Below are 24,454 nucleotides of genomic sequence, written 5' to 3' on the forward strand. Positions count from 1 at the left end.
GCAACAAAGAATTACGTAAAAAATTTTAAAAAAGAAGGTGATTGTTTTGTCTATTACGATCAATGCCATATTAAAAGCAAAACCAGGTAATGAGGCTTCTTTGCGAGAGGAATTAGTAAAAGTTGTACAAGCGTCACGTAAAGAAGAAGGATGCATCAACTATACGCTTCACGAATCAACCGAAGACTCTCGGACTTTCGTTTTTTATGAAACGTGGGCTGATGAAGATGCACTCAAATCACACATCGAATCTGAGCATTATAGCAACTATCGGAAAAACATTGAAACACTAATCGAACAGCGTGAAGTATATCGCTTAAACGTTATCGATCAATAGAGAAAACTCTGCACCGTTCGGCATATAGAGCGGTGCTGTTTTCATGATTCGTGGGAAGGAGGGGAATTCATGATTGATTTTGAATGGTACCGAAGTTTTATCAGCATTTATAAACACCGGTCTGTTTCTGCAGCAGCGAAAGCGAGAATTTTAACACAGCCTGCGATGAGTCAGCATCTTGCGGCTTTAGAAGCAGAAATTGGCGAACCTTTGTTTATTCGAGCTCCTCGTAAAATGGTACCGACAGACAAAGGAAAAGAACTATATACAAAGATAGTTCCGCTAATTGAGAACTTAGAAAATACGACACTTGAAATGCTTCACAGTTCATCCAGCAAAGGACTTGCCCCAGTGATTCGTATTGGCTCGCCTGCTGAATATTTTACGAGACGTGCACTTCCTAATATACGAGGTTTAAATATCCGTTTTTTAGCACAGTTCGGAATGGCAGGTACATTGCTAGAAAAGCTTGAAAAAGATGAAGTGGATCTGATTTTGACTACTCAAAAATCGCAGCATCAAGGGATCGAATATCGAAAGCTTGAAGATGAAGTGTTTGTTGCAACTGCGCCGCCTGAGTACGAATCAGATGCAAAAAATGCTGATGAGATTGAACAGTGGCTGATCAGTCAGAAGTGGCTAAGTTACGGGTTGGAACTTCCAATCATTAGAAGGTATTGGCGAGAACATTTTAATAAGCGGCCGGATTTTCAGCCATGCCACGTTATTCCTGATTTAAGATCTATTTTAGAAGGTGTAGAAAATGGGTTGGGCATCAGTATTCTGCCAACCTATTTAATAGAAAAATCTATTCAAGAGAAAAAGGTTAAATTAATGTTCTCAGAGCTTACCGCAGAGAACACGATCTATGCGGCATATAAAGTAGATCATAAAAATAACCCCATCTTGGAAAAAGTATTAGACGCTTTAAAGCGGAATAACTAGTGTAAAGCGAAGTCCTTTGTGTACACTAGTAAGTAAAAACGGAGGACGAAATTATGAAACTGAAGGTTTTAGGTTATTGGGGAGGTTACCCAGCCGCAGGGGAAGCAACATCCGGATATCTTTTGCAAAGCGACGGATTCAATCTGCTCGTTGATTGCGGAAGCGGGGTGCTTTCTCAACTGCAAAACTACATCAAGCCAGAAGAACTAGATGCTGTTATTTTGTCACACTATCATGCAGACCATGTTGCTGACATTGGTGTGCTTCAATATAGCCGCCTCATCCAGTCATTTTTACAAAAAGGGATAAAAACACTTCCAATCTATGGCCACAACAAGGATGAAGGAAGTTTTCAGTCGCTAACGCACGGGACACATACGAAGGGAATCGCTTATGACCCTCAAGGAGAGCTTAGCGTTGGACCCTTTACCATTTCGTTTCAGCTTACAAAACACGCGGTCACTTGCTACGCGATGCGTATTACGGATGGGAAAGATACGCTTGTCTACACGGCGGATACGGCATTGATTCCTGAACTAGTACGGTTCAGCAAAAATGCAGACTTGCTGATTGCCGAGTGCAACTTTTACAAAGGGATGGATGGAAGCGGCCCAGGCCACATGACATCAGAGGATTGCGGAAAGCTTGCTCAGCAGTCAGAAGCTCATCAGCTGCTTCTCACACATCTTCCTCATTTTGGTCAGTTATCACAGCTTGTCACAGAGGCAAAAGAGGTGTATAACAATAAAGTGGAGCTTGCCTCTTCCGGTTGGACGTGGGAAGCTTAAAGATAGGGACTGAAAGAGGAGAAAACTATGCTTTTTATTGATAATGAAAATATTACAGACCCAAGAGTGAATCTAGCTATAGAAGAGTTCGCTTTAAAACATTTAGACATCAATGAAACGTATTTGCTTTTTTATATAAATGAACCATCGATCATCATCGGTAAGAATCAAAATACCGTTGAAGAGATCAACGCGGACTATGTTCGTGATGAAGGTATTCATGTGGTTCGTCGTTTATCAGGTGGCGGTGCCGTGTATCATGATCTCGGAAACTTAAACTTCAGCTTTATTACAAAAGATGACGGGAATTCGTTTCATGATTTCAAGAAGTTTACCGATCCTGTTGTAAAAGCACTTAAAAAACTTGGTGTGAACGCTGAATTAAGCGGGCGAAACGACATTTTGGCAGACGGAAAGAAAATTTCAGGCAACGCCCAGTTTTCTACGAAAGGCCGTATGTTTAGCCACGGAACTTTGCTTTTTGATTCTGAGATCGAAAATGTAGTATCTGCTCTAAATGTACGAATGGACAAGATCGAGTCAAAAGGAATCAAATCTATCCGCAGCCGTGTAACGAACATTCGTGAGCACTTGGATGAAGATATGACGATGGAAGAGTTCAAACAGACCCTTCTTGCGTATTTATTCGAAGAGTTCGATTCTATTCCAAAGTATGAACTGACGGAAAAAGATTGGGAAGAAATCCGCAAAATCTCAAGAGAACGTTATGCTAACTGGGATTGGAACTACGGTAAGTCACCGAAGTTCAATGTGGAACTTTCGAACCGATTTGCAGCAGGTTCTGTTGATATTCGTCTGCACATCGTTAAAGGAATCATACAAGAAAGTAAGATCTTTGGAGATTTCTTCGGTGTAGGTGACGTTTCAGATATCGAAAACAAGCTGAACGGTGTACGTTATGATCGCGAGGCGATCGAAGAAGTCCTTGGAGACCTTGACCTGAGCCATTATTTCGGAAATGTAACCCGTCAGGAGTTTCTTGATCTATTATATTAGGAAGAAAACCGCCTTTTTATGGGCGGTTTTTGTTGTTTATATCGTTTATAAGTCTTCAGTTTCATTTATAAGTCTTCAAAAAAATTTATAAGTCTTTAAATTAATTTATAAGTCCTCAAAAAAATTATAAGTCTTCAAATTAATTTATAAGTCCTCAAAGACAATTTATAAGTCTTCACCAATTCATCCAAAGTTGCTACATCAGCACTCAATCAGCCCAGCTTCATTGACCAGCCCCTCGAGGTCACATTCTTTCCTGACTAGGATACAAAAAACGTATCCCATTCAGGAAATGATGTGCTGTCACAACAGGCACAAGTGCAACATCCGTTTGTAAACTACACAAACGGTGTTTTCTAAGTCGTGTCTAAACGGCTGTTTCAGCACTCCAAAATCATTTGACAGAAAATTATTATAAATGATAAGCTGAAACCAAACACATCACACAATAATTAGATAACGGTACAAAAACGTTATATTTTTTAATCTCAATTGTAATCGCTTACATATGATAAAGGGAGATGAAAGAATGATCCTCCATCCACAAGTGGAATGTATGAGTCGTGATGAAAAAGAAGAGCTTCAGCTTCATCGGTTAAAGCAGACGGTACACAACGTATATGAGAATGTCTCTTTTTACAAAAATGCATTTGACGAAAAAGGAATTCATCCCTCTTCAATTGATACATTAGACGATCTTCAAAAACTTCCTTTTACCGTAAAAAAAGATCTTCGCGATCATTATCCTTTTGGACTTTTCGCAGTTCCGCAAGATCACCTCGTCCGACTGCATGCCTCTTCTGGAACAAGCGGTAAACCGACAGTAGTTGGCTATACAGAAGGTGACATTGACAGGTGGAGCAACATGGTTGCACGTTCTATCGCCATTGCAGGTGGAGAACCTGGTCATGTCCTTCATAATGCATATGGATATGGCCTTTTTACAGGGGGGCTCGGACTTCATAACGGATCAGAACGGCTGGGGATGATTACAGTTCCTGTATCGGGCGGGAATACTGAACGGCAGATCTTATTGATCGAAGATTTTAAACCACAGGTGATATGTGGAACTCCTTCTTATATCTTAACCATTGCTGAAAAGATGGAGGAGCTAGGAAAAGATCCGAAAGCCACTTCAATAGAATACGGAATATTTGGAGCCGAGCCGTGGTCAGAAGAGATGCGTGCAACGCTTGAAGAGAAGCTTGGCATTAAAGCGATGGATATCTATGGATTGAGTGAAGTGATGGGGCCAGGGGTTGCGATGGAATGCCACGAGGCACAGGATGGCCTTCATATTATGGATGATCATTTTTTAGCTGAGATCATTAATCCTGATACGCTCGAACCAATGCCTGATGGTCAGTATGGAGAGCTTGTGTTTACAAGTTTAACAAAGGAAGCTTTTCCGATCATCCGATATCGTACAGGAGATATTGCTTCCATTAATCGACTCCCTTGCAGCTGTGGAAGGACTTCCATACGAATGAGCCGTGTTAAGGGCCGAATCGATGACATGATTATCATCCGTGGAGTTAACGTGTTTCCGTCTGAAATTGAGAATTGTCTTCTTTCAATCGAGGATATTGTACCTCACTACCAAGTTCATATTTTAACAGAAGGCTTAAAAGAGCATATTGAACTTCATGTTGAAATGACGGAACAACTTTATGCTGTAACAAACGGAGACGAAGATCATGAGGCGACGCACCTTTTAAAGAATACAATCACAAAGAAAGTTAAAGACACATGCCTCGTATCCATGAATATTAAAGTGTATCCGCCAAAAGGGATTCCGCGTTCTGAAGGGAAGGCAATCCGTGTGGTCAGACGGGTACAGAAAAAAATGGGCGTATAATTACTTTTCAATCGTATGACGTTAATTTATAATTACGGTAAATAAACGTAATATAACAGGAGGGAAACAACATGACAGTTGGTATGAGTTTTAATCAGCTTAGTGAAGAAGAGAAGATGACTCATTTTCTTGATCGGATCAATGCCGGTGAAAAGATCGAACCGGATGATTGGATGCCAGAAGATTATCGTTTGCAGCTGATTCGTTTGATTTCTATGCATGGCATTTCGGAAATTATGGGAGCGCTCCCAGAAAAAGAGTGGGTACCGAAAGCGCCTTCTCTCCACCGTAAACTAGCGATCATGGCAAAAGTTCAGGATGAGATGGGACATGGACAGCTTTTGCTTCGTGTGGCAGAAGATTTGATGGCGCCTCTTGGCAAGAACCGCCACGACATCATGGAAGATCTTTTTTCAGGTAAATTAAAGTTTCATAACGTGTTTCATATGGATGCTCCAACATGGGGAGATGCGGGAATCATCGCATGGCTTGTTGATGGAGCGGCAATCATCTCTCAGAGCATGATGCTTGATTCTTCTTACGGTCCATACGCTAGAGCCTTAAAGCGTATCTGTGCAGAAGAAGTCTTCCATGCACAGCATGGGGAGAGCATCATTTTAGCGATGGCTGAAGGAACGCCGGAACAGCGTGAAATGCTTCAGGATTCATTAAACCGCTGGTGGGAATCACTGATCATGTTCTTCGGACCAAAGTCTGCAAAAGAAACTGGAAACTCGAATGCGGATAAGAACATCATGTACAAAATTCGTACCAAAACAAACGAGGACCTTAGACAAGAGTTCTTCACTAAATATATTCCGCGTATTTGGTCGCTTGGGTTAACGATTCCAGACGATACGATCCGTTTTGATGAAGACAGCCAGATGTGGATCTATAAGGACGCTGACTGGAGCAAGTTCAAACAGATCGTTTCAGGTAACGGACCACAATCACAGAATCGTTTAGATCTTCGCCGCCGATCATACAAAAATAACGAGTGGGTACGGGCGGCACTAGCTGCTAAAAAGGCGATCTAACAGCGGAAAGGAGAGAAACAAAGGTGAACGAATCAACAAATGAGTTTTATAACGTGTATGAAGTATTCAGCAAAAAAACAGACAAATCTCCGTTTCAGCATAGCTTCAGCCTTTTAGCACCAAACGCGGATATGGCGCTCATCATGGCAAAAGAGAACTTTTTCAGAAGAGAAACGGTCGCTGACATCTGGGTTGTGAAAAGAGAGAATATCAGGGGGCTTAACCAAGACGAAAGAGAGATGCTTAAACGTCTAGATAAACAATATAGAGAAACAAAAGGATACGGCTATCTAAAGAAGAAGTGGCGCGACTATAATCAGGAGCAGTTTACCGAACAGCACATCCTTGGCGGAAGGGGAGACAATTCATGACACAGGAAACGTTAAAACCACAAGAAAAGAAAGCATTGATCGAGCTTCTCTATCAGCTTGCAGACGATGATTTTCTTCTTGCCTTTCGCGGATCGGAGTGGCTTGGTCTAGCACCGCATATTGAAGAGGATGTTGCATTCTCATCCATCTCACAAGATATGATGGGGCACGCAAACCTGTATTATAACTTGCTAGAGAACCTTGGAGAAGGTGAAGCTGACAGAATCGCTCACTTACGATCGCCTGACCAGTTTCGTAATGCAATCATTCTAGAAGAAGTGAACGGACCTGGAACGTACTTAAAAGAACCAGATTATGACTGGGCGTTCACTGTCGTACGCAACTACTTTTACGCCGTACACAAACATATACGTCTAAATTCACTGCGTCACTCTTCCTATGAACCTCTAGCAGAAGCTGCACGCAAGATCATGACAGAGCAGTATTACCACCTGATGCACTGGGAGATCTGGTTCAAACAGCTTATGACGAGTACAGAGGAAGCGACCCTGCGAATGACAACAGCTATCCAAAAGGTTTGGAAAGACTTTGGCGGAGTTCTTACTCTCGGACAGTATTATGAAGACATCGTAAAAGCAAACTTTATTGATGATGAGAACGTTATGAAAAAGCGATGGAACAACAAGATTGAAGCTGTCTTAAAAGAAGTAGGTGCATCTTATTCGGGTGAACCGCGCATGGAAAGAGGCAACGGTCGAAACGGTGTCCACACCGAAGACTTGAAACAAGCCACTTTAACATTGTCTGAAGTTTATGCAACAAATCCCGCTACTGGCTGGTAAGACGATTTAGAAAGGAGATGAACCACGTGTCCGAATTGAAAAGCAGCATGACTGATCGTGTGATGGACGCGCTTGGGGATGTAAAAGATCCTGAAATCGCCTCTGTCAGTATATTAGATCTCGGGATGGTGCACGAAGTTGACGTGACAGATGATAGGGTAAGGATTTCTGTTCTGCCTACGTTCTCTGGCTGTCCAGCTCTGCACATCATCGAACGAGATATTAAAAAAGCGATTGAAAATGTAGAAGGAATTACTTCAGCAGAAGTGAAATTTGTATTTACACCATCGTGGACAACAGACCGCATTACACCAGACGGGCGAGAAAGGTTAAAAGAGTTCGGCATCTCGCCTCCACCAGCTAACCATGTAATGGGTGAGCCTTGGGAGATCGATTGTCCGTATTGTGGATCAACATACGTAACGATGGAAAATATCTTTGGCCCAACAGCCTGCAGAAGTATCCTTTATTGCAAGTCGTGCAAGAACCCGTTTGAAGCGATGAAACCTGTTGCTGACATGGGGTAAGACAAAAGATGAATTTAAAAATAGGGAGGAAACACACATGGTAAAACTAATCGCACTTTACAAAACACCGGAAAACTTGGAGCAGTTCGACGAGCACTATTTTGGACATCATACAGAGATTACAAAAAAGATCCCTGGACTTCGTAAAATGGAAGTAACGAAAATCGTTGGTTCGCCAATGGGCAAAAGCGACTATCACATTCTTTGTGAAATGTACTATGACGATCACGATGCTTTGAAGGCAGCGATGAAGTCTGATGAAGGGAAAGCTTCTGGAAAAGACTTGATGAGCTTTGCGGCTGAACTTGTAACGCTCATGATCGGTGAGGAAATCAATGAGTAATTATGAAACAATTCTAACCTCTGTTGAAGATGGGATCGCCTCCATTCAATTAAACAGGCCGCGCGTGTTGAACGCGATCAACCGGCCGATGGTTACGGAACTATTAGATGCTTTTGAAAGCTTTGACCGTAATGATGAGGTAAAAGCAATTGTTTTAACTGGCAGTGAGCGTGCTTTTGCAGCAGGTGCTGACATTGATGAGATGAAAGAAGATACAGCCGTTTCTCTTGAACTATTAAATCAGTTTAAAGAATGGGATCGTCTCGCAACGATAAAAAAGCCGATCATCGGTGCTGTTAATGGTTACTGTTTTGGGGGAGGGTTTGAACTAGCATTATGTGCAGATATTCTTTTTGCTGCAGAAAACGCACAGTTTGGATTTCCTGAGATCAAGCTTGGCGTGATGCCAGGTGCTGGTGGCACTGTGAAACTTACAAAGCTGATGGGGCAGAAAAAAGCGCTTGAGTGGCTATGGCTCGGTGATCCGATGACAGCAGATGAAGCTCTTCAATACGGGGTGATCAACCGTGTCATCGCACCTGAACTTGTTGTGGACGAGGCGAAAAAGTATGCGAAGATTGTAGCATCCAGAGCGCCATTATCTACTCGTTTAATAAAAGAGACTGTTTATAAGTCTATTGATTATTCCACACACGAAGGCATGCAGTTCGAACGTAAAAACTTTTATCTATTATTCTCGTCTCAGGATCAAAAAGAAGGCATGAAGGCTTTCGTTGAAAAGCGTCCAGCAGAATTTAAAGGGAAGTAGAGGGGATATGAACATGTTTGAAACGATCAGTTACGAAACAAGAGGAAAAACGGCTTGGATTACTTTAAATCGTCCGGATAAACTCAATGCATTCACATCACTCATGCATAAGGAAATGGTTTCAGCGATAAAAGAAGCAAACAAAGACAGCAATGTAAGAGCCGTTGTTATAACGGGCGCTGGGCGTGCATTCTGTTCAGGTCAAGATCTAACTGGTTCACCAGAGGGCGCTGATTATGGCGATGTTCTGCGTAAAGGGTACAATCCGATTGTTCAAGCACTAGTTGCCATGGAGAAGCCTGTAATCGCAGCTGTGAACGGTGTTGCAGCTGGTGCAGGAATGAGTCTCGCTCTAGCTTGTGACTTTCGTATCGCAAGTGAGAAAGCGAGTTTCATAGAAGCGTTCATTCATGTGGGTCTCGTACCTGACTCAGGAAATCTATACTTCTTGCCTCGTTTAGTCGGTCATGCAAAAGCGATGGAGCTAGCTGTGTTAGGTGAGAAGATCACCGCTCAACAAGCAAAAGAGTTTGGACTTGTAACAAAAACGGTAAGCGAAGAAGAGTTCATGCTTGAAGTGGAAACGTTCGCTGAGAAACTAGCAAACATGCCAACAAAAGCAATCGGCCTCATCAAACGCTATATGAATAAAAGCTGGGAAAGCGATTTGAACGAAGTGCTGGAATATGAAGCACAAGCGCAAAAAATTGCTGGAGAGTCAGCGGATCATCAAGAAGGTCTACATGCATTTATAGAAAAGAGAAAACCAGCATTCACAGGAAAATAGACATCCAGATCAAAAGGAGTGGAGAACATGAGCACAAAGACAGAAGTTAAAGCAGTTAAACGTGATGTATATGAAATGGTAATCGGCGGACAAAGTGTTAGTGGATCTGAGGGAGAATACTTTGTTACATATAACCCGGCAACAGGTGAACCGTTAGCGAAAGTAGCAAAAGCAACTAAAGCTGATGTTGATCGTGCTGTGGAGGCGGCAAGAACAGCTTTTGAAACAGGAAAATGGAAGCGCTCTCCTGTAAACAAGCGTTCTCGCACGATGAACAAGATCGCTAGCATCATGCGTTCGCGTTATAACGAACTTGTTGAGCTTGAAATCTTAAACAGCGGAAAATCATTAAGCGCTGCACAAGGGCAAGTCATGCAAGCGATCGAAGACTTTGAGTTCTATGCGGGTGCAATCGTCAGCCACCGTGGTGCTGTGAACCCTATGCCAGGACCATTCATGAATTACACATTAAAAGAGCCTCTAGGAGTATGCGCACAGATTATTCCTTGGAACTATCCGATGATGATGGCAGCGTGGAAGATCGCACCGGCGATCGCAACAGGTTGCTCTGTTATCTTAAAGCCTGCTAGCTTAACACCACTCACAGCCATCGTAATGACGGAAATCTGCCACGAAGCGGGTGTTCCAGAAGGTGTTGTAAACATCATTACAGGTGACGGAGCTACAGTAGGTTCGTACCTTGCTGAACATGAGGGTGTTGATAAAGTAGCGTTCACGGGTGAGACGGGAACAGGAAAAGACATCATGGCAAAAGCGTCTCAAACATTAAAACGTGTAACGCTTGAACTTGGCGGGAAATCTCCTAACTTAGTTTTTGCCGATACAGATCTTGATGCAGCTGTTGACGGCTCGTTATTCGGTATTTTCTATAATACAGGACAATCATGTGAGGCACGTTCTCGTCTTTATATCGAAGAAAGTGTATATGACACGTTCATGGAAAAGTTCGTTGAAAAAGCGAAAAAACTTGTACTTGGTAATCCGCTCGATCAAGGTACGCATGTTGGAGCGATTATTTCAGATCGCCAGCTTGAAGTGATCGACGGCTACGTAAAATCTGCTGAAGAAGAAGGAGCAACTATCCTTTTAGGTGGCGGACGTGCAAAAGTCGACGGATATGAAAACGGTCATTGGTATCTTCCGACGATCATTACAGACGTAAATGAAGAAATGAAAGTAGTTAAAGAAGAAATCTTCGGGCCGGTTGTGGTTGTATCAACGTTTAAGGATGAAAAAGAAGCGGTAAAGCTAGCGAACAACACAGACTTTGGTCTAGCAGCAGCGATCTGGACAAAAGACCATGCGAAAGCAACACGCGTTGCCGGCATGATTCAAGCTGGAACGATCATGATCAACTCACCGTTCTCTGCATTCCCAGGAACACCGTTCGGCGGCTACAAGCAATCAGGTTTCGGCCGAGAGTTATGCATTGAAACACTTGATCTTTATTCAGAAACTAAGAGCGTCGTATCCTACACAGGATCACGTCCATTGAATCCTTTTAATCTGTAATTTAGTTTATGTCTAGCTCTGTTAACTTACGTTGAGAGATCTAGTAACAAACTTGAAAAAGCGGGCCATCGTGCTCGCTTTTTATACAATGTTTTATTTAAAAAGGTTCTTTATCTTTAGCTTCAATGACCAGTTGGTTGGAGTGCAAGGTGCGAGACTCCTGCGGGACTGGCGGTCAGGTGAGACCCTTAAGGGCGCAAAGCGGCAAGGGGCTAACCGCCTGCACCGCTTTTGAAAGCGAGCATCCTGGAACGGAAATCAACCACTTTCAAAAGCATCATTGCATACAAAACGTTAAACACTTGTTTAAAAGAAAGGCAGGAGAGACTATTGTTACAAAATGCTGTAGTCATCGGATCTGGTGTGATGGGAAGAGGAATCGCCTATGTGAGCGCAGTTGGCGGTTTTGAAGTTCAACTCGTTGATGTAAAAGTAGAGCAACTTGAAAATGCTAAAAAAGAGATCGATTCTATTTTTTCAAAAGCAGTATCTCGAGGAAAGTTATCACAAAGTGTGGCTGAAGAAGCGCAAGCAAGACTTTCGTATGCTACGAATCTCTCAGCGGCCGTTAGCGGTGCAGACTTAGTGATCGAAGCTGTTCCAGAAAACATAGAGATCAAGCGTGCTGTTTTTGAAGAACTAGACCGTTCTGCACCTGAACATTGTGTGCTTGCGACAAACACTTCTACGATGAGTCCGACAGAAATAGGTTCATTTACGAAACGTCCTGAAAAAGTAATCGCGATGCATTTCTTTAACCCAGTTCATAGGATGCCACTCGTTGAGATCGTTCGTGGGCATGAAACAAACGATGAGACGGTTGAACTTGCGAAAGAAGCAGCTGTTAAAATGGGGAAAGAAACCGTAACCGTTAACGAGTTCCCAGGATTTGTTACAAGCCGAATTTCAGCTATGATTGGGAATGAAGCGTTCTATATGCTGCAAGAAGGCGTAGGAACGCCAGAAGACATCGATAAAGCCATCAAGCTGGGTTTAAATTTTCCGATGGGACCTTTTGAGCTTGGAGATTTAGTAGGGCTTGATACACGACTGAACAATTTAAACTACCTTCATAAAACGTTAGGTGAAAAATATCGTCCGGCACCACTTTTGGTGAAGTATGTTAAGGCGGGGAGACTTGGCCGAAAGTCAGGTAAAGGGGTATACGACTATAACACGGAAGATAACGGGGTGAAAAAGTGATGAGAGAGGTCGTCATCGTTGATGCTGTTCGTACGCCTATAGGACGATATAAAGGTGGACTAAAAACGGTTCGTCCCGATGATCTAGGTGCAGTGGTAATTAAAGCGCTTGTTGAAAGAAACCCTGAACTTCCTGTCCACGAGATTGAAGAAGTGATATTCGGAAACGCAAACGGAGCAGGAGAAGATAATCGTAATGTGGCAAGAATGTCTGCTTTACTCGCCGGACTTCCTGTAGAGGTAGGGGGAACGACGATCAACCGTTTATGCGGATCTGGAATGGATGCAGTCATTTACGGTGCCAGAGCCATCTTGGCTGGTGAAGGAGATATCTTCATCGCGGGTGGAACAGAGAGCATGACACGTGCACCACTCGTGATGGGGAAGCCTGAAGTTGACTATCCTCGTGGGGATATGAAAATGTTTGATACGACGATCGGATGGCGTTTTGTTAATCCGCTTTTGCATGAAAAATTCGGTACAGATTCTATGCCTGAAACAGCAGAGAACGTAGCGAAGAAATATGGAATTACAAGAGAAGAACAAGATCAATTCGCTTATGATTCTCAGCAGAAAGCAAAAGAAGCTATTGGACAGAACCGTTTTAAAGAAGAAATTGTTCCTGTAAGATTAGTAGACCGAAAAGGAAACGAAACGTGGATTACAGAAGATGAACACCCTCGTCCTGAAACGTCGCTCGAAAAGCTTAGTACGCTTAAACCGTTGTTTAAAAACGGAAGCGTCACCGCAGGAAATGCGTCTGGGGTCAACGATGGAGCTTCTGCCTTACTTTTAATGAGCCGTGAAAAAGCGAATCAGTTAGGATTAAAACCTTTGGCTCGATATGTATCTTCCGGTGTTGCAGGTCTTGAGCCCGCTATAATGGGTGTAGGCCCGATCGAAGCTTCCAAAAAAGCACTGAAGCGTGCAGGTCTCTCTATAGCTGATCTAGATTTGGTGGAGTTGAATGAAGCTTTTGCGTCACAATCGCTTGCCTGTATGAGAGAGCTGGAACTAGATTCTAACAAAGTTAACGTGAACGGCGGTGCGATTGCGTTCGGCCATCCGCTAGGGGCAAGTGGTGCACGTATTTTAACAACGCTTATTCAAGAAATGAAAAAGCAAGGATCGCGCTACGGGCTAGCAACAATGTGTATCGGTGTTGGTCAAGGTATTGCTTCCGTAGTTGAAGCGATCAATGAATAGGAGGGTCATCTAACATGAGTGCTATTTTATACGAAGTAAAAGATTATGTTGCATATGTAACCTTAAACCGTCCAGAAGTTTTGAACTGCTTTAACTTTTCAACGTTAAAAGAGCTTGAAGAAGTAGTAGAGGACATTCATCATAACAGCGATGTTCGCGTTGTAATTTTTACAGGTGCAGGGGAAAAAGCATTCAGTGCAGGAGCTGATCTAAAAGAGCGCCGAACACTGAGTGAATCAGAAGTAAGAAGAAATGTACGTAAGATCCGCGATGTGTTCTCTGCTGTTGAAGCGTTGCCGCAGCCTACGATCTGTGCGATCAATGGCCATGCTTTTGGAGGAGGCTTCGAATTAGCTCTTGCTTGTGATCTGAGGGTTTCTGTGAGAGAAGCGTCGATGGGTCTGACAGAACTTAGTTGGGCGATCATTCCTGGTGCGGGAGGAACTCAGCGTCTTCCAAGACTGATCGGTCAAGCGAAAGCGATGGAACTGATCTTAACTGCGAAAAAGATGATGGCGGAAGAAGCTTTTTCATACGGCATCTTAAACCAAGTGACGTCACGAGAAGAATTGATGGCGTTTTGTGAAAACTATGCTGGTCTTATTATGAAGAATGGACCAGTAGCCGTTCAGCAAGCAAAGTATGCGATCAAGCATGGAACAGAAGTTGATCTGCAGACAGGACTCGCGATTGAGGCGAAAGCGTATGAAGTGACGATTCCTACGAAAGATCGAATGGAAGCACTCGTTGCTTTTGGAGAAAAAAGACCGCCTGTATTTAAGGGAGAGTAACTTGTTTCTGTCTCAATTATTCCACTATCATAGAGTATAACTTTCTTGTACCGATTATTTTCAATGAGGTTACAGATTTAATTTGATAATATAAGTGCAACGAAGTGTTCTGACGTGAAAGACTTAATGTTAGTCCAGTTTTCTTTATGGTAGGATTGTACAGACAATAACAGGAACAAATGAGGGTATGAACATGCAGAATAGTTTAAACACACGCTCCATGATATTCACATTATACGGAGACTATATCCGGCATTATGGCAGTGAGATATGGATCGGCAGCTTGATTCGATTGTTAGAAGAGTTTGGTCACAACGAACAGGCCGTAAGAGCAGCGATTTCCAGAATGAATAAGCAAGGGTGGATCGCAGCTAGAAAACAAGGAAATAAAAGTTATTATTTTTTAACTGAGCGTGGAAAAAAGCGGATGGACGAAGCAGCAAAGAGAATTTTTAACGCGCAACAGGAACCGTGGAACGGCGAATGGATGATGTTCACCTATACGATTCCTGAAGAGAAAAGAAGTATTCGTGATGAGCTTCGAAAGGAACTGGTCTGGAGTGGATTTGGTCTACTCGCTAACAGTTTCTGGATCTCACCGCACGCATACTCTGAGCAGATTCAATCGATGATCGATAAATATGAGATCAAAGACTATGTTCATTCGTTTACAGCTGTTTACAATGGGCCGAATGAGAATGAAAAGCTAGTTTCTGAGTGTTGGGATCTGAATGATATTAACGAGAAATACAACGAGTTCATCGTAACGTATTCTCAAAAATATGTGATCGATAAGAATAAGATTGAAAAAGGTGAGATGACAGACGGAGAGTGCTTTGTAGAGCGTACAAAGCTTGTTCACGAATACCGTAAGTTCCTGTTTATCGATCCAGGTCTTCCGAAGGAGCTTCTTCATGCAGAATGGCTAGGTGATCATGCGGCTTCGCTCTTTAGTGATTATTACCGTGCACTAGCAGGACCGGCTAGCCGTTTCTTTGAGAGCATCTATTCGGATGGAAACGATCTAAAGAAAGATTCAGAGTTTGATGCTCTTAATCATCCTCTTATTCAGGAGAACCGGCCTTAAAAAGAATGCTAGAATGGACAACTAAAAAAAAGCACTTTCGCAAGCTATCGTACGAAAGTGCTTCTCTACTATTCTTTTAATTCATCACGGAACTGTTTCCCTTTTTCATAATACGTGTCGATCGTAAGCTGAATGAGCTTTAGATCATCGTCGTTCAGTTCGCGTATGATTTTACCCGGTGAACCCATGACCATGACACGCGGCGGGATTTTTTTGCCGGGAGAGATCAGTGTGTTCGCACCAATGAAGGCTTGTTCACCAATTTCTACACCATCAAGAATGGTAGACCCCATGCCAACGAGTGCGCCTTTTTTTATCGTACATCCGTGCAGGATGACGTTGTGACCGATCGACACCTCATCTTCTAGAATGAGGGGATATCCTTCATAGAGATGAAGCGTACAATTGTCTTGAACGTTAGTCTTTTTACCGATGGAGATCGGTCCTTCATCACCTCGAAGAACGGAGTTAAACCAGATGCTTGCTCCTTCTTCTACTGTAACGTCGCCAACCAAGTGAACCCCAGGCGCGATAAAAGCGCTTTCATGAACATCTGGTGTTTTGCCATTAAACGTGTATTTCATAATGAGCCTCCCTCGTAACAGGTTATAGGTTCAGTATAACAAAGGTTAGAATGGGAAGTGGAGAATTTGAATTCCATCTGTGAATTGTTAAACATTCAGTATCCGATCCTTCAAGGCGGAATGGGAAATGTTAGTAATGCAGAACTAGCTTCTGCCATATCAAATGCAGGTGGGTTAGGCACAATCGGTGCTGGTACGATGTCACCTGAAGAGGTAGAAAATTTGATAATTGCAACAAAGGGGATGACAGACAGGCCATTTGCTGTTAATGTACCTTTAACCGTTGCATCAAATGTAAAAGAAATTCTAAAACTTCTGATCCAACATAAAGTGGAAGTTGTTTCCTTATCTGCAGGTAATCCAGCGCCTTACATACCGAAATTAAAGGAACATGGATTGAAGGTTATCTGTGTTGTAGCTTCTGTCTATCATGCCAAAAAAGCAGAAGCAGCAGGAGCAGATCTGCTAGTAGCTGAAGGCTATGAAGCTGCGGGACTTAACTCACCTTATGAGACGACGACGATTGTTCTATTGCCTCAGGTCTCAAGGAGTGTAACTATTCCGGTCATCGCGGCTGGAGGGATAGCAGATGGGAGCGGTATGGCAGCTGCCTTTGCTCTTGGTGCACAAGGTGTTCAGATGGGAACTCGTTTCATCGCAACAAAGGAAGCACCATTTCATGAGAAATACAAAACTTCCTTAGTAGAAGCAGATGATACAAATACGTTAATCGTTGGCCGCTCAACTGGAAAGATCAGAAGGATTTATGATACACCTTATGCTCAAAAGTTAATTCAACTTGAAAAAAATGGCGTCTCACCTGAAGAGTTTATTACACACACCTCAGAAGATCATCATATTTTAGGAGCTGTAAAAGGGGACTTGGAGAACGGTTTTATTAATAGCGGTCAGATCGCGGGTGCGATTTCAGATGTGCCGAGCGTAAAAGATCTGCTAGAGACCATGATGAAAGAAGCAAGAGAAGCAGTAAGTATGTTAAACAATCGTTTCATCTAATTCAGTAGTATTAGTAACAGGAGGGTGTATGTAATTATGAATCAGCAAGACCAGTGGACGTCGAAATTAGCTTTTATTCTAGCTGCAGCAGGGTCAGCAATCGGACTCGGTGCGATTTGGAAATTTCCTTATGTAGCTGGTACTAGTGGTGGGGGAGCTTTTTTCCTTCTCTTTTTATTGTTTACGTTTCTAATCGGTTTTCCGCTATTAATGGCTGAGTTTGTTATCGGTCGAGGTGCACAAAAAGAGGCGGTTTCTGCTTATCGAAAGATCGCGCCAGGTTCTGCATGGCCTTGGTTAGGCAGAATGGGTGTAGCGACAGCATTTATCTTATTATCATTTTACAGTGTAATCGGTGGATGGATCATACTCTACCTTGGTAAAAGTTTTTCCGGGGACTTCTTTAATCATGACTTTAGTCAAATGTTCGGAGAGTCAATCTCGAGTACATGGCCGGTTTTGATCTCTCAGTTCATCTTTATGATAATCACGATTTTCGTTGTAAGTCGTGGGATTAAGAACGGTATTGAAAAAGCAAACCAAATCATGATGCCAGCTCTTTTTGTTTTGTTTGCTGTATTGATCATTCGTTCCCTTACACTTGATAATGCGATGGAAGGCGTAAAGTTTTTCTTGTTTCCTGACTTTTCTAAGATCGGTGGAGACGATATCCTGTTTGCATTAGGTCAGTCTTTCTTCTCATTAAGTGTTGGTATCTCTGTAATGGTAACGTACAGCTCTTATTTGAGTAAAAAAGAAAGTCTTACAAAATCAGCAACAACTATCGTATTGCTGAACGTATTGATTTCCTTATTAGCAGGTTTAGCGATCTTCCCAGGTGTATTTTCTTTAGGTCTAGAGCCAACAGAAGGACCTGGATTGCTGTTCGTTGTACTTCCTGCCGTATTTGATCAGATTGTTTTTGGACAGTTATTCTTTATCGTGTTCTTGGCGCTGTTCTTGTTTGCAACCCTTACATCAGCTTTCTCGATGTTAGAGATCATCGTTGCATCAATCACAAAGGGTGAACTAGAGAACCGTGCAAAATGGTCATGGATCATTGGTATCCTTATCTTTGCATTTGGAGTACCATCTACTTTATCTTATGGCGTATGGTCAGATTTTACGTTGTTTGACAAGATTATCTTTGATCAACTCGATTACTTAGTTAGTAACATCCTGCTTCCTTTAGGTGCGTTGTTCATCGCGTTGTTTGTAGGCTATCGTTATCCTAGAGAGATGCTGCTTCAAGAGTTTAGAGCAGGTTCTTCTGTTTCGGTAAAAGGCTTTGCGCTATGGCTCATGCTGATCCGTTATGTTGTTCCTGTTGTAATCATCATCGTATTCGTTAACATGCTTGGACTTTTTTAAAGATATACGATTTGCTTTATAATAAAACTAGCTTATTGTCTTGAAGAATGTGACTTTCTGAGTATTACCTAATGCATCTTTGACAAGTTTGGAGTGTAAGATGCGAGACTCCTGGGGGATTAGCGGGACAGGTGAGACACCTAAGCGCGCAAAGTGCCGAGGTGGCTCACCGCACGCCCCCCGGAAAGCGAGCGTCTGAAACGGAGATCAACTACTTTCATATAAAGCAAAATTTATGCTAAAACAGACTTGAAGAAAAGCTAATAAAACGAGAAAGGCGCGGACCATAATTGGTTTTAGCGCCTTTTTTGTGTTAATAATAGAATTTGTGAAACATAGAAGTGAAGGGAAGTTTAATAAATGCTAAAAAACAAAACAGCAGTAGTAACAGGAGCAACTCGCGGGTGTGGGAAAGCTATTGCAGAAAAGCTAGGAACATTAGGAGCAAAATTAGCGATCGTTGGTTCGTCTGATGGTATCTTCAAAACGGGAGAAGAGTTAAAAGCTAAAGGTTACGATGTTCTTCCCATAAAAGCCGATGTGACGAATGAAGCGGACGTAGCAGAACTATTTAAACAAACGTTTGAAGTTTTTGGAAACATTGATATTTTAGTAAATAATGCTGGCATCGGTCAGTTTAAATTGGCAGAAGAACATTCATTAGTAGATTTTCAAAAAATGTTTGAAGTCAACGTACAAGGTGTATTCTTATGTAGTACAGCAGTTGTTCCACACATGAAAGAGCGAAAAGAGGGAACGATTATCACGATCTCATCAGATGTGGGTCGCAGAACGATTGCGAACGGCTCTGTCTATACAGCTACAAAGTATGCGGTTCAAGGATTTTCGGGGTCTCTTGCACAAGAACTCAGAGAATTTGGCGTTCGTGTAGGCACGGTGAATCCAGGAGCGATCGATACGTACTTTGCTGATTCTGAACAAGGTCTTGATTTCAAAGAAGATTGGCTAAAAGTAGATGATATCGCAGAAGCTGTAGCGTATATGGCAAGCGCACCAAAACACATGGTGGTAGATGAGATCATGCTACACCCTCTTTCTCAGGAATATCCGAACGTTTAATACGAGGAGGCGATCACGATGAAACTAGATCAGGCAGTGCTATCCATTGAAGGTTCAAAATCTGTAAAGCTAGATGAGTTGTTCGGTGAAGATAAAACATTCGTTGTGTTAGTCAGACACCTTGGCTGACCATACTATCAAGAGTTCCTTGCGCAGTTGCGTGAGTCATTTGAGGAGTTTGAACGTTCAGATGTAAAAGTTGTTGTCGTATCACCAGCAAATCGTGAACAGATTCAAGAATTCATGAATGTACATGGACCATTTCCGTTTGAAATCTATGGTGATCCTGAGCTAGATCTATATGAGGAGATGGGGAACCACCATATGACGACTTTGAAAAGTATGTTGTCTGTAGGTGCGGATCTTTTAAAAGGTGAAGTGAAGGTAAGAGACATTGTGCCTAAAGATAAGAAGGAAAGAAAGCATTTCTTAAGCGCAGTGAAAAATCAAGATGTGAACATTCAAGGAAGTTCATGGCTGTTCGATCGAAATGGAGAGGTTTTGTGGAAGCACATGGATGACACTCCTGAAGATCATGCGAAAGTTGACGAAGTATTAAAGCAGTTGCGGAAATGATAAGGAAAAAGCTGATACAGCATGTGCTGTATCAGCTTTTTTATGCAGAAGGAAGCTTCCGTAAACTTAATCATATAAAAAATAGCGTCGATCACATAAAAATGGTGATCAATCAAATAAAAAAGATGATGAATCACATAAAAATAATCGTCAATCACATAAAAAAGGAATAGCAGATATCAGCTCTCTTTATAAATCTTACCTACACTGCCCGGTCTGCGGTTCTCCTCAGACTTGATCCACGAACGAATGCCTCTGCCTGCAAAAGGCTCGTCATCAAATCGAGGGATGATATGAAAATGTGCGTGTGGAATGCTCTGACCACCAACTGGATTTACGTTCCATCCCGTGCTGTAGCCATCAGGTGCAAACTCTGAGTCTAGCAAGCTTTTTGCTTGCTGCATCAACTCATATGTATCTCTCCATTCTTTTTCACTTAAATCAAATACAGTCTGTTTATGAGATTTTGGAATAATCAATCCCGCACCTTCTAAAATGTCCTGAGCTCTCGGACTTTGCAGAAAGTAGCAACTTTCATTCTCTAATACTATTTTTTGTTCAGGAAAACTCATAGGATCACAAAATATACAATCATCCATTAATAAAAACACCTCCATAACCATTTTTGCACATTTTTCATATTTCTTACAAATCAAACAATTCTGGGGATTCATTGACCAGATATCACACAGAATGTTATGATTACGTTAAGAAAACGTTATATAAATTAGATGAAAGATATGAGGTGTGTGCATGAAATCAGGCATGAAGGTCGGCCATAGTGCGACCATCAAAGCTACCGTTACACCCGATATGTTTGCTCAATTTGAAGGAAAGCTTGTCCACCCAGCCTATTCAACGGTTAGCATGGTCTATCATATGGAATGGGCAGCGAGACAGATTATATTGCCATATCTTGAAGAGCATGAAGAAGGAATCGGCGGAGGAGTTGCAGCCAAGCATATGGCTCCGACACCAGAAGGCGCTGAGCTTACTGTAACGGCAACGTTAAGAGAAGTAAAAGGCAAAGCTGTCATATGTGATGTGACCGTCTATAACGGTAAGGCAATTGCAGGTGAAGGAGAAGTAACACAATATATTCTGCCACGAGAAGCAATCTCACAAAAAATTAAAGAAATGAAGATTTAAATTTTTTTATCTAAAAATGAAAGCGCTTACACTTTAAAGCAGCAAAGCGAAAAAGAATTAGAGAAACGAGAGACATACTAGGGGGATTTACACATGTTTGAAAAAATATCACAGCATGAGCAAGTTGTTTTTTGTAACGATCCATCAACAGGTCTCAAAGCAATTATCGCTATACATAACACAACATTAGGCCCAGCACTCGGCGGATGCAGAATGAGACCATACGGATCGGTGGATGAGGCACTTGAAGACGTTCTGAGACTGTCAAAAGGTATGACATACAAATGTGCAGGTGCAGATGTTGACTTCGGTGGGGGTAAATCGGTCATTATCGGAGACCCCACGACTGATCGTACACCAGAGTTGTTCCGTGCATTCGGACAGTTTGTAGATTCTTTAAACGGTCGCTTTTATACAGGAACGGATATGGGTACGACGCCTGATGATTTTGTTCACGCGTTAAAAGAAACAAACTGTATCGTCGGGGTACCCGAGGAATATGGCGGCAGCGGCGACTCTTCTGTTCCAACAGCACAAGGAGTTATATACGGCCTTCAAGCTACGATTCAGACTCTCGAAGGAACAGATGAACTCGCAGGTAAGTCCTACTCGATACAAGGATTAGGAAAAGTAGGGTTTAAGGTCGCAGAGCAACTGCTCGCTGCCGGTGCACAGATCTATGTTACGGATATTAACGAAAAAGCGTTAAAGATGATTCAAGAACGAGCAGAACTGCTGCCTGGAAATGTGGAGGTAGTCGAGGGAAGCGACATCTACGGGGTGGACGCTGACATCTTCATTCCTTGTGCACTAGGAGGAATCATTCACGACGAGACGATTGAACAGTTGAAAGTTAAAGCGATAGTTGGTAGTGCCAACAATCAGCTTTTAGAAGATAAACATGGGCTTTACCTGCAACAAAAAGGAATCCTATACGGTCCGGATTATATTGTGAACGCAGGAGGGCTCATCCAGGTAGCTGATGAGCTTTATGGACCGAATAAAGCTCGTGTCTTAACAAAAACGAGAGCGATCTATGACAGTCTGATACAGATCTATAGTGAGAGCACGAAGAACCAGATATCTACGATGGAAGCAGCAAATCTTTTTTGTGAGGAAAAACTTGCAGCCCGATCAAAACGAAACAGCTTTTTCGCTCACAACCGAAGACCAAAATGGCAAGTTCGAAACTAAGGAGGGAATTTATCCATGGAAAAGTTATTTCCAAAGATGCAGATCATTAATGAGAACGGTGAGTGGAATGACGAAACATACCGTAGTGAGATCACAGAGGAACTAACGAAAGAACTTTACACGAAGATGCTTCGTTCGAGGCTTTTTGACCGTAAAGGGGTAAACTTGCAGCGTCAAGGACGGATCGGTACGTACGTTCCTTTCGAAGGGCAAGAAGCGTCACAGATCGGAAGCGCGATGGCGATGGGTGAAGGCGATTGGATGTTTCCGACTTATCGAGATCATGCGGCAACGATGACATTTGGTCATTCGCTAAAAACGCTTTTTCTTTATTGGAAAGGCCGCCAAGAAGGATGTATTCCTCCTGAAGGAAAGAACATTTTTCCTCCAGCCGTTCCGATCGCATCACAGCTTCTTCATGCGACGGGCGCCGCGTGGGCTGAAAAGTTAAAAGGTACAGATCGTGCTTCTATCGTTTACTTTGGAGATGGAGCCACATCAGAAGGTGATTTTCATGAAGGGTTAAACTTCGCGAGTGTGTTCAACGCTCCAGTTGTTTTCTTTAATCAAAATAACGGGTTTGCCATTTCTGTACCGATCGAAAAGCAGATGAAAAGTAAAACGATCGCTCAAAAAGCAGTAGCGTATGAGATGGAAGGCGTTCGATTAGACGGTAATGATGTGTTCGCTGTATATTTCCACACGCGTACAGCGGTCGAGCGTGCCAGAAAAGGGGAAGGACCAACGTTGATTGAAGCTGTAACGTGGCGTTATGGAGCTCATACGACAGCAGATGACCCTTCCAAATATAGAAACCAAGAAGAATCAGTGAATCGTCGTGAAACGACCGATCCGATTCTTAGACTAGAGCGATTTATGAAGAACGAAAACATGTGGGATGAGAAGTGGGCGGCTGACCTCCAAGAATCACTAACGCTGGAGATCGAGGCAGCAGTTAAAGAAATGGAAGAAACACCAGCGCCACATTATAACGATGTGTTTGATCATGTGTTTGCGGAAAATCCGTGGCCGATCGAAAGCCAAAAAGAAGCATACGCTCATTCAAGAGGTGATCGCTAATGACAACGGCAGTAGATACGAAAAAACTAACGATGGTTCAAGCTGTAACAGACGGCATGAGAGTGATGATGAAAGAGCACGAGAACGTAATCGTGCTAGGTGAAGATGTTGGACAGAACGGCGGAGTGTTCCGTGCAACAGATGGTCTAGTTGCTGAATTTGGAGAGAAGCGAGTCATTGATACACCGCTTGCTGAATCTGGCATTATCGGTACATCGATCGGGCTTGCGATGAATGGTTTTAAACCGATCGCTGAGATGCAGTTTCTTGGTTTTATCTATCCTGCGTTCAATCAGATCATGACTCATGCGTCTCGAATCCGTGCGAGAACACTTGGACATTTTACAGTGCCAATGGTCATTCGGGCACCGTTTGGAGCAGGGGTACGCGCACCTGAAATCCATTCTGATTCTGTTGAAGCTTTATTTACGGGGATGCCAGGAATGAAGGTTGTTGTTCCATCTAATCCGTATGACGCAAAAGGAATGCTTGTTTCAGCGATTGAAGATCCTGATCCTGTTCTTTTCTTAGAGCCGATGCGTTGTTACAGAAGTACGAAGATGGATGTTCCTGAAGGAAAGTATAATGTTCCACTTGGAAAAGCTGCTCGCCTTCAAGAAGGAAGCGATGTAACAATTTTTGCTTATGGCGCCATGATCGAAGTCGTTATGAAAGCTGCAAAGACTGCAGAAGAAAAAGGGATCAAGTGTGACGTGATCGACCTTCGTACACTTTATCCGTTAGATAAAGAAATGATCGCTGACAGTGTACAAAAAACGGGTCGTGCCGTCATTGTTCACGAAGCACCGGGAACGGGTGGTCTTGGAGAAACGATCATGTCGTTGATCAATGATACATCTTTCCTTTATATGAAAGCGCCGATCGAACGAGTAACAGGTTTTGATACTCCGGTCCCAATGTTTGCACTAGAAGATCATTATTTGCCAAGTGCGGATCGTGTTGTTCAAGCTATTGAAAAAGTAACGCAATTTTAGGAGGTGA

27 protein-coding genes are annotated in these 24,454 nt (G+C 42.6%); 25 read left to right on the plus strand and 2 right to left on the minus strand.

What is annotated here, in order from left to right; genetic code table 11:
• The first annotated feature begins 46 nt into the window (after positions 1-46).
• From ACOZ9X_RS12035 to paaX, 17 genes are all read left to right on the plus strand, one after another.
• Positions 47-337 carry a putative quinol monooxygenase gene (locus ACOZ9X_RS12035; protein WP_423418384.1) on the plus strand — a complete coding sequence of 97 codons (291 nt, stop codon included), beginning with the start codon at positions 47-49 and terminating at the stop codon, positions 335-337.
• 69 nt (positions 338-406) lie between these two features.
• A complete protein-coding gene (locus ACOZ9X_RS12040; RefSeq protein ID WP_423418385.1) occupies positions 407-1,282 on the plus strand; it encodes a LysR family transcriptional regulator in 876 nt (291 codons plus the stop codon).
• Positions 1,283-1,335: 53 nt separating this feature from the next.
• Positions 1,336-2,070: an MBL fold metallo-hydrolase gene (locus ACOZ9X_RS12045; RefSeq protein ID WP_423418386.1), complete on the plus strand. Its 735-nt coding sequence runs from the start codon at positions 1,336-1,338 to the stop codon at positions 2,068-2,070.
• 27 nt (positions 2,071-2,097) lie between these two features.
• A complete protein-coding gene (locus tag ACOZ9X_RS12050) occupies positions 2,098-3,087 on the plus strand; it encodes a lipoate--protein ligase (protein ID WP_423418387.1) in 990 nt (329 codons plus the stop codon).
• A 529-nt stretch (positions 3,088-3,616) separates the two neighbouring features.
• Positions 3,617-4,945 carry a phenylacetate--CoA ligase family protein gene (locus ACOZ9X_RS12055; RefSeq protein ID WP_423418388.1) on the plus strand — a complete coding sequence of 443 codons (1,329 nt, stop codon included), beginning with the start codon at positions 3,617-3,619 and terminating at the stop codon, positions 4,943-4,945.
• A 71-nt stretch (positions 4,946-5,016) separates the two neighbouring features.
• Positions 5,017-5,982: a 1,2-phenylacetyl-CoA epoxidase subunit PaaA gene (gene paaA, locus ACOZ9X_RS12060; protein WP_328085819.1), complete on the plus strand. Its 966-nt coding sequence runs from the start codon at positions 5,017-5,019 to the stop codon at positions 5,980-5,982.
• A 23-nt stretch (positions 5,983-6,005) separates the two neighbouring features.
• Positions 6,006-6,353 carry a 1,2-phenylacetyl-CoA epoxidase subunit PaaB gene (gene paaB, locus ACOZ9X_RS12065; RefSeq protein WP_066391438.1) on the plus strand — a complete coding sequence of 116 codons (348 nt, stop codon included), beginning with the start codon at positions 6,006-6,008 and terminating at the stop codon, positions 6,351-6,353.
• On the plus strand, positions 6,350-7,156 hold the full coding sequence (gene paaC, locus ACOZ9X_RS12070) for a 1,2-phenylacetyl-CoA epoxidase subunit PaaC (RefSeq protein ID WP_423418389.1): 807 nt from the start codon (positions 6,350-6,352) through the stop codon (positions 7,154-7,156). Before paaB ends, paaC begins: the two co-directional genes overlap by 4 nt.
• A 26-nt stretch (positions 7,157-7,182) precedes the next feature.
• Positions 7,183-7,683 carry a 1,2-phenylacetyl-CoA epoxidase subunit PaaD gene (gene paaD, locus ACOZ9X_RS12075; RefSeq protein ID WP_423418390.1) on the plus strand — a complete coding sequence of 167 codons (501 nt, stop codon included), beginning with the start codon at positions 7,183-7,185 and terminating at the stop codon, positions 7,681-7,683.
• Between the two features lie 37 nt (positions 7,684-7,720).
• Positions 7,721-8,026 carry an EthD family reductase gene (locus ACOZ9X_RS12080; RefSeq protein WP_066235887.1) on the plus strand — a complete coding sequence of 102 codons (306 nt, stop codon included), beginning with the start codon at positions 7,721-7,723 and terminating at the stop codon, positions 8,024-8,026.
• The gene (locus ACOZ9X_RS12085) at positions 8,019-8,795 is read left to right on the plus strand and encodes an enoyl-CoA hydratase/isomerase family protein (protein ID WP_197190801.1); all 777 of its coding nucleotides are present in this window, start codon (positions 8,019-8,021) and stop codon (positions 8,793-8,795) included. Before ACOZ9X_RS12080 ends, ACOZ9X_RS12085 begins: the two co-directional genes overlap by 8 nt.
• Positions 8,796-8,808: 13 nt before the next feature.
• A complete protein-coding gene (locus ACOZ9X_RS12090) occupies positions 8,809-9,582 on the plus strand; it encodes an enoyl-CoA hydratase-related protein (protein WP_423418391.1) in 774 nt (257 codons plus the stop codon).
• A gap of 27 nt (positions 9,583-9,609) precedes the next feature.
• Complete coding sequence (locus tag ACOZ9X_RS12095; protein WP_423418392.1) at positions 9,610-11,115, plus strand: aldehyde dehydrogenase family protein; 1,506 nt, start codon at positions 9,610-9,612, stop codon at positions 11,113-11,115.
• 330 nt (positions 11,116-11,445) lie between these two features.
• Positions 11,446-12,318, plus strand: a complete 873-nt coding sequence (locus ACOZ9X_RS12100; RefSeq protein WP_423418393.1) for a 3-hydroxyacyl-CoA dehydrogenase — start codon at positions 11,446-11,448, stop codon at positions 12,316-12,318.
• Positions 12,318-13,523 (plus strand): thiolase family protein, encoded by a 1,206-nt coding sequence (locus ACOZ9X_RS12105; protein WP_423418394.1) that lies wholly within the window; start codon positions 12,318-12,320, stop codon positions 13,521-13,523. Before ACOZ9X_RS12100 ends, ACOZ9X_RS12105 begins: the two co-directional genes overlap by 1 nt.
• 14 nt (positions 13,524-13,537) lie before the next feature.
• Complete coding sequence (locus tag ACOZ9X_RS12110) at positions 13,538-14,314, plus strand: enoyl-CoA hydratase-related protein (RefSeq protein WP_423418395.1); 777 nt, start codon at positions 13,538-13,540, stop codon at positions 14,312-14,314.
• 193 nt (positions 14,315-14,507) lie between these two features.
• Complete coding sequence (gene paaX / locus ACOZ9X_RS12115; protein ID WP_423418396.1) at positions 14,508-15,401, plus strand: phenylacetic acid degradation operon negative regulatory protein PaaX; 894 nt, start codon at positions 14,508-14,510, stop codon at positions 15,399-15,401.
• 68 nt (positions 15,402-15,469) lie between these two features.
• Here paaX and ACOZ9X_RS12120 read toward each other — a convergent pair whose 3' ends face one another.
• Positions 15,470-15,985: a gamma carbonic anhydrase family protein gene (locus ACOZ9X_RS12120; RefSeq protein ID WP_423418397.1), complete on the minus strand. Its 516-nt coding sequence runs from the start codon at positions 15,983-15,985 to the stop codon at positions 15,470-15,472.
• A gap of 66 nt (positions 15,986-16,051) precedes the next feature.
• Between ACOZ9X_RS12120 and ACOZ9X_RS12125 the strand changes: the two genes are divergently transcribed.
• The 4 genes from ACOZ9X_RS12125 (at position 16,052) to ACOZ9X_RS12140 (ending at position 20,029) form a co-directional block, all read left to right on the plus strand.
• A complete protein-coding gene (locus tag ACOZ9X_RS12125) occupies positions 16,052-17,002 on the plus strand; it encodes an NAD(P)H-dependent flavin oxidoreductase (RefSeq protein WP_423418398.1) in 951 nt (316 codons plus the stop codon).
• A gap of 36 nt (positions 17,003-17,038) precedes the next feature.
• Positions 17,039-18,373: a sodium-dependent transporter gene (locus ACOZ9X_RS12130; RefSeq protein WP_423418399.1), complete on the plus strand. Its 1,335-nt coding sequence runs from the start codon at positions 17,039-17,041 to the stop codon at positions 18,371-18,373.
• A 360-nt stretch (positions 18,374-18,733) separates the two neighbouring features.
• Positions 18,734-19,453 carry an SDR family oxidoreductase gene (locus tag ACOZ9X_RS12135; protein ID WP_423418400.1) on the plus strand — a complete coding sequence of 240 codons (720 nt, stop codon included), beginning with the start codon at positions 18,734-18,736 and terminating at the stop codon, positions 19,451-19,453.
• 156 nt (positions 19,454-19,609) lie between these two features.
• Positions 19,610-20,029, plus strand: a complete 420-nt coding sequence (locus ACOZ9X_RS12140; RefSeq protein WP_423418401.1) for an AhpC/TSA family protein — start codon at positions 19,610-19,612, stop codon at positions 20,027-20,029.
• A 179-nt stretch (positions 20,030-20,208) separates the two neighbouring features.
• Here ACOZ9X_RS12140 and ACOZ9X_RS12145 read toward each other — a convergent pair whose 3' ends face one another.
• Positions 20,209-20,628, minus strand: coding sequence for an HIT family protein (locus ACOZ9X_RS12145; RefSeq protein ID WP_423418402.1), 420 nt, complete (start codon positions 20,626-20,628; stop codon positions 20,209-20,211).
• A gap of 154 nt (positions 20,629-20,782) precedes the next feature.
• Here ACOZ9X_RS12145 and ACOZ9X_RS12150 point away from each other — a divergent pair, with 154 nt between their 5' ends.
• The 4 genes from ACOZ9X_RS12150 (at position 20,783) to ACOZ9X_RS12165 (ending at position 24,447) form a co-directional block, all read left to right on the plus strand.
• Positions 20,783-21,178: a thioesterase family protein gene (locus ACOZ9X_RS12150; RefSeq protein ID WP_205724658.1), complete on the plus strand. Its 396-nt coding sequence runs from the start codon at positions 20,783-20,785 to the stop codon at positions 21,176-21,178.
• 93 nt (positions 21,179-21,271) lie between these two features.
• A complete protein-coding gene (locus ACOZ9X_RS12155) occupies positions 21,272-22,372 on the plus strand; it encodes a Leu/Phe/Val dehydrogenase (protein WP_423418403.1) in 1,101 nt (366 codons plus the stop codon).
• A gap of 15 nt (positions 22,373-22,387) precedes the next feature.
• Positions 22,388-23,452, plus strand: a complete 1,065-nt coding sequence (gene pdhA / locus ACOZ9X_RS12160) for a pyruvate dehydrogenase (acetyl-transferring) E1 component subunit alpha (protein WP_423418404.1) — start codon at positions 22,388-22,390, stop codon at positions 23,450-23,452.
• A complete protein-coding gene (locus ACOZ9X_RS12165) occupies positions 23,452-24,447 on the plus strand; it encodes an alpha-ketoacid dehydrogenase subunit beta (RefSeq protein ID WP_423418405.1) in 996 nt (331 codons plus the stop codon). The genes pdhA and ACOZ9X_RS12165 overlap by 1 nt, the downstream gene beginning before the upstream one ends.
• The last annotated feature ends 7 nt before the right edge of the window (positions 24,448-24,454 follow it).

The sequence above is a fragment of the Fictibacillus nanhaiensis genome (assembly GCF_049537595.1).
Taxonomy (GTDB): Bacteria; Bacillota; Bacilli; order Bacillales; family Fictibacillaceae; genus Fictibacillus; species Fictibacillus nanhaiensis_F.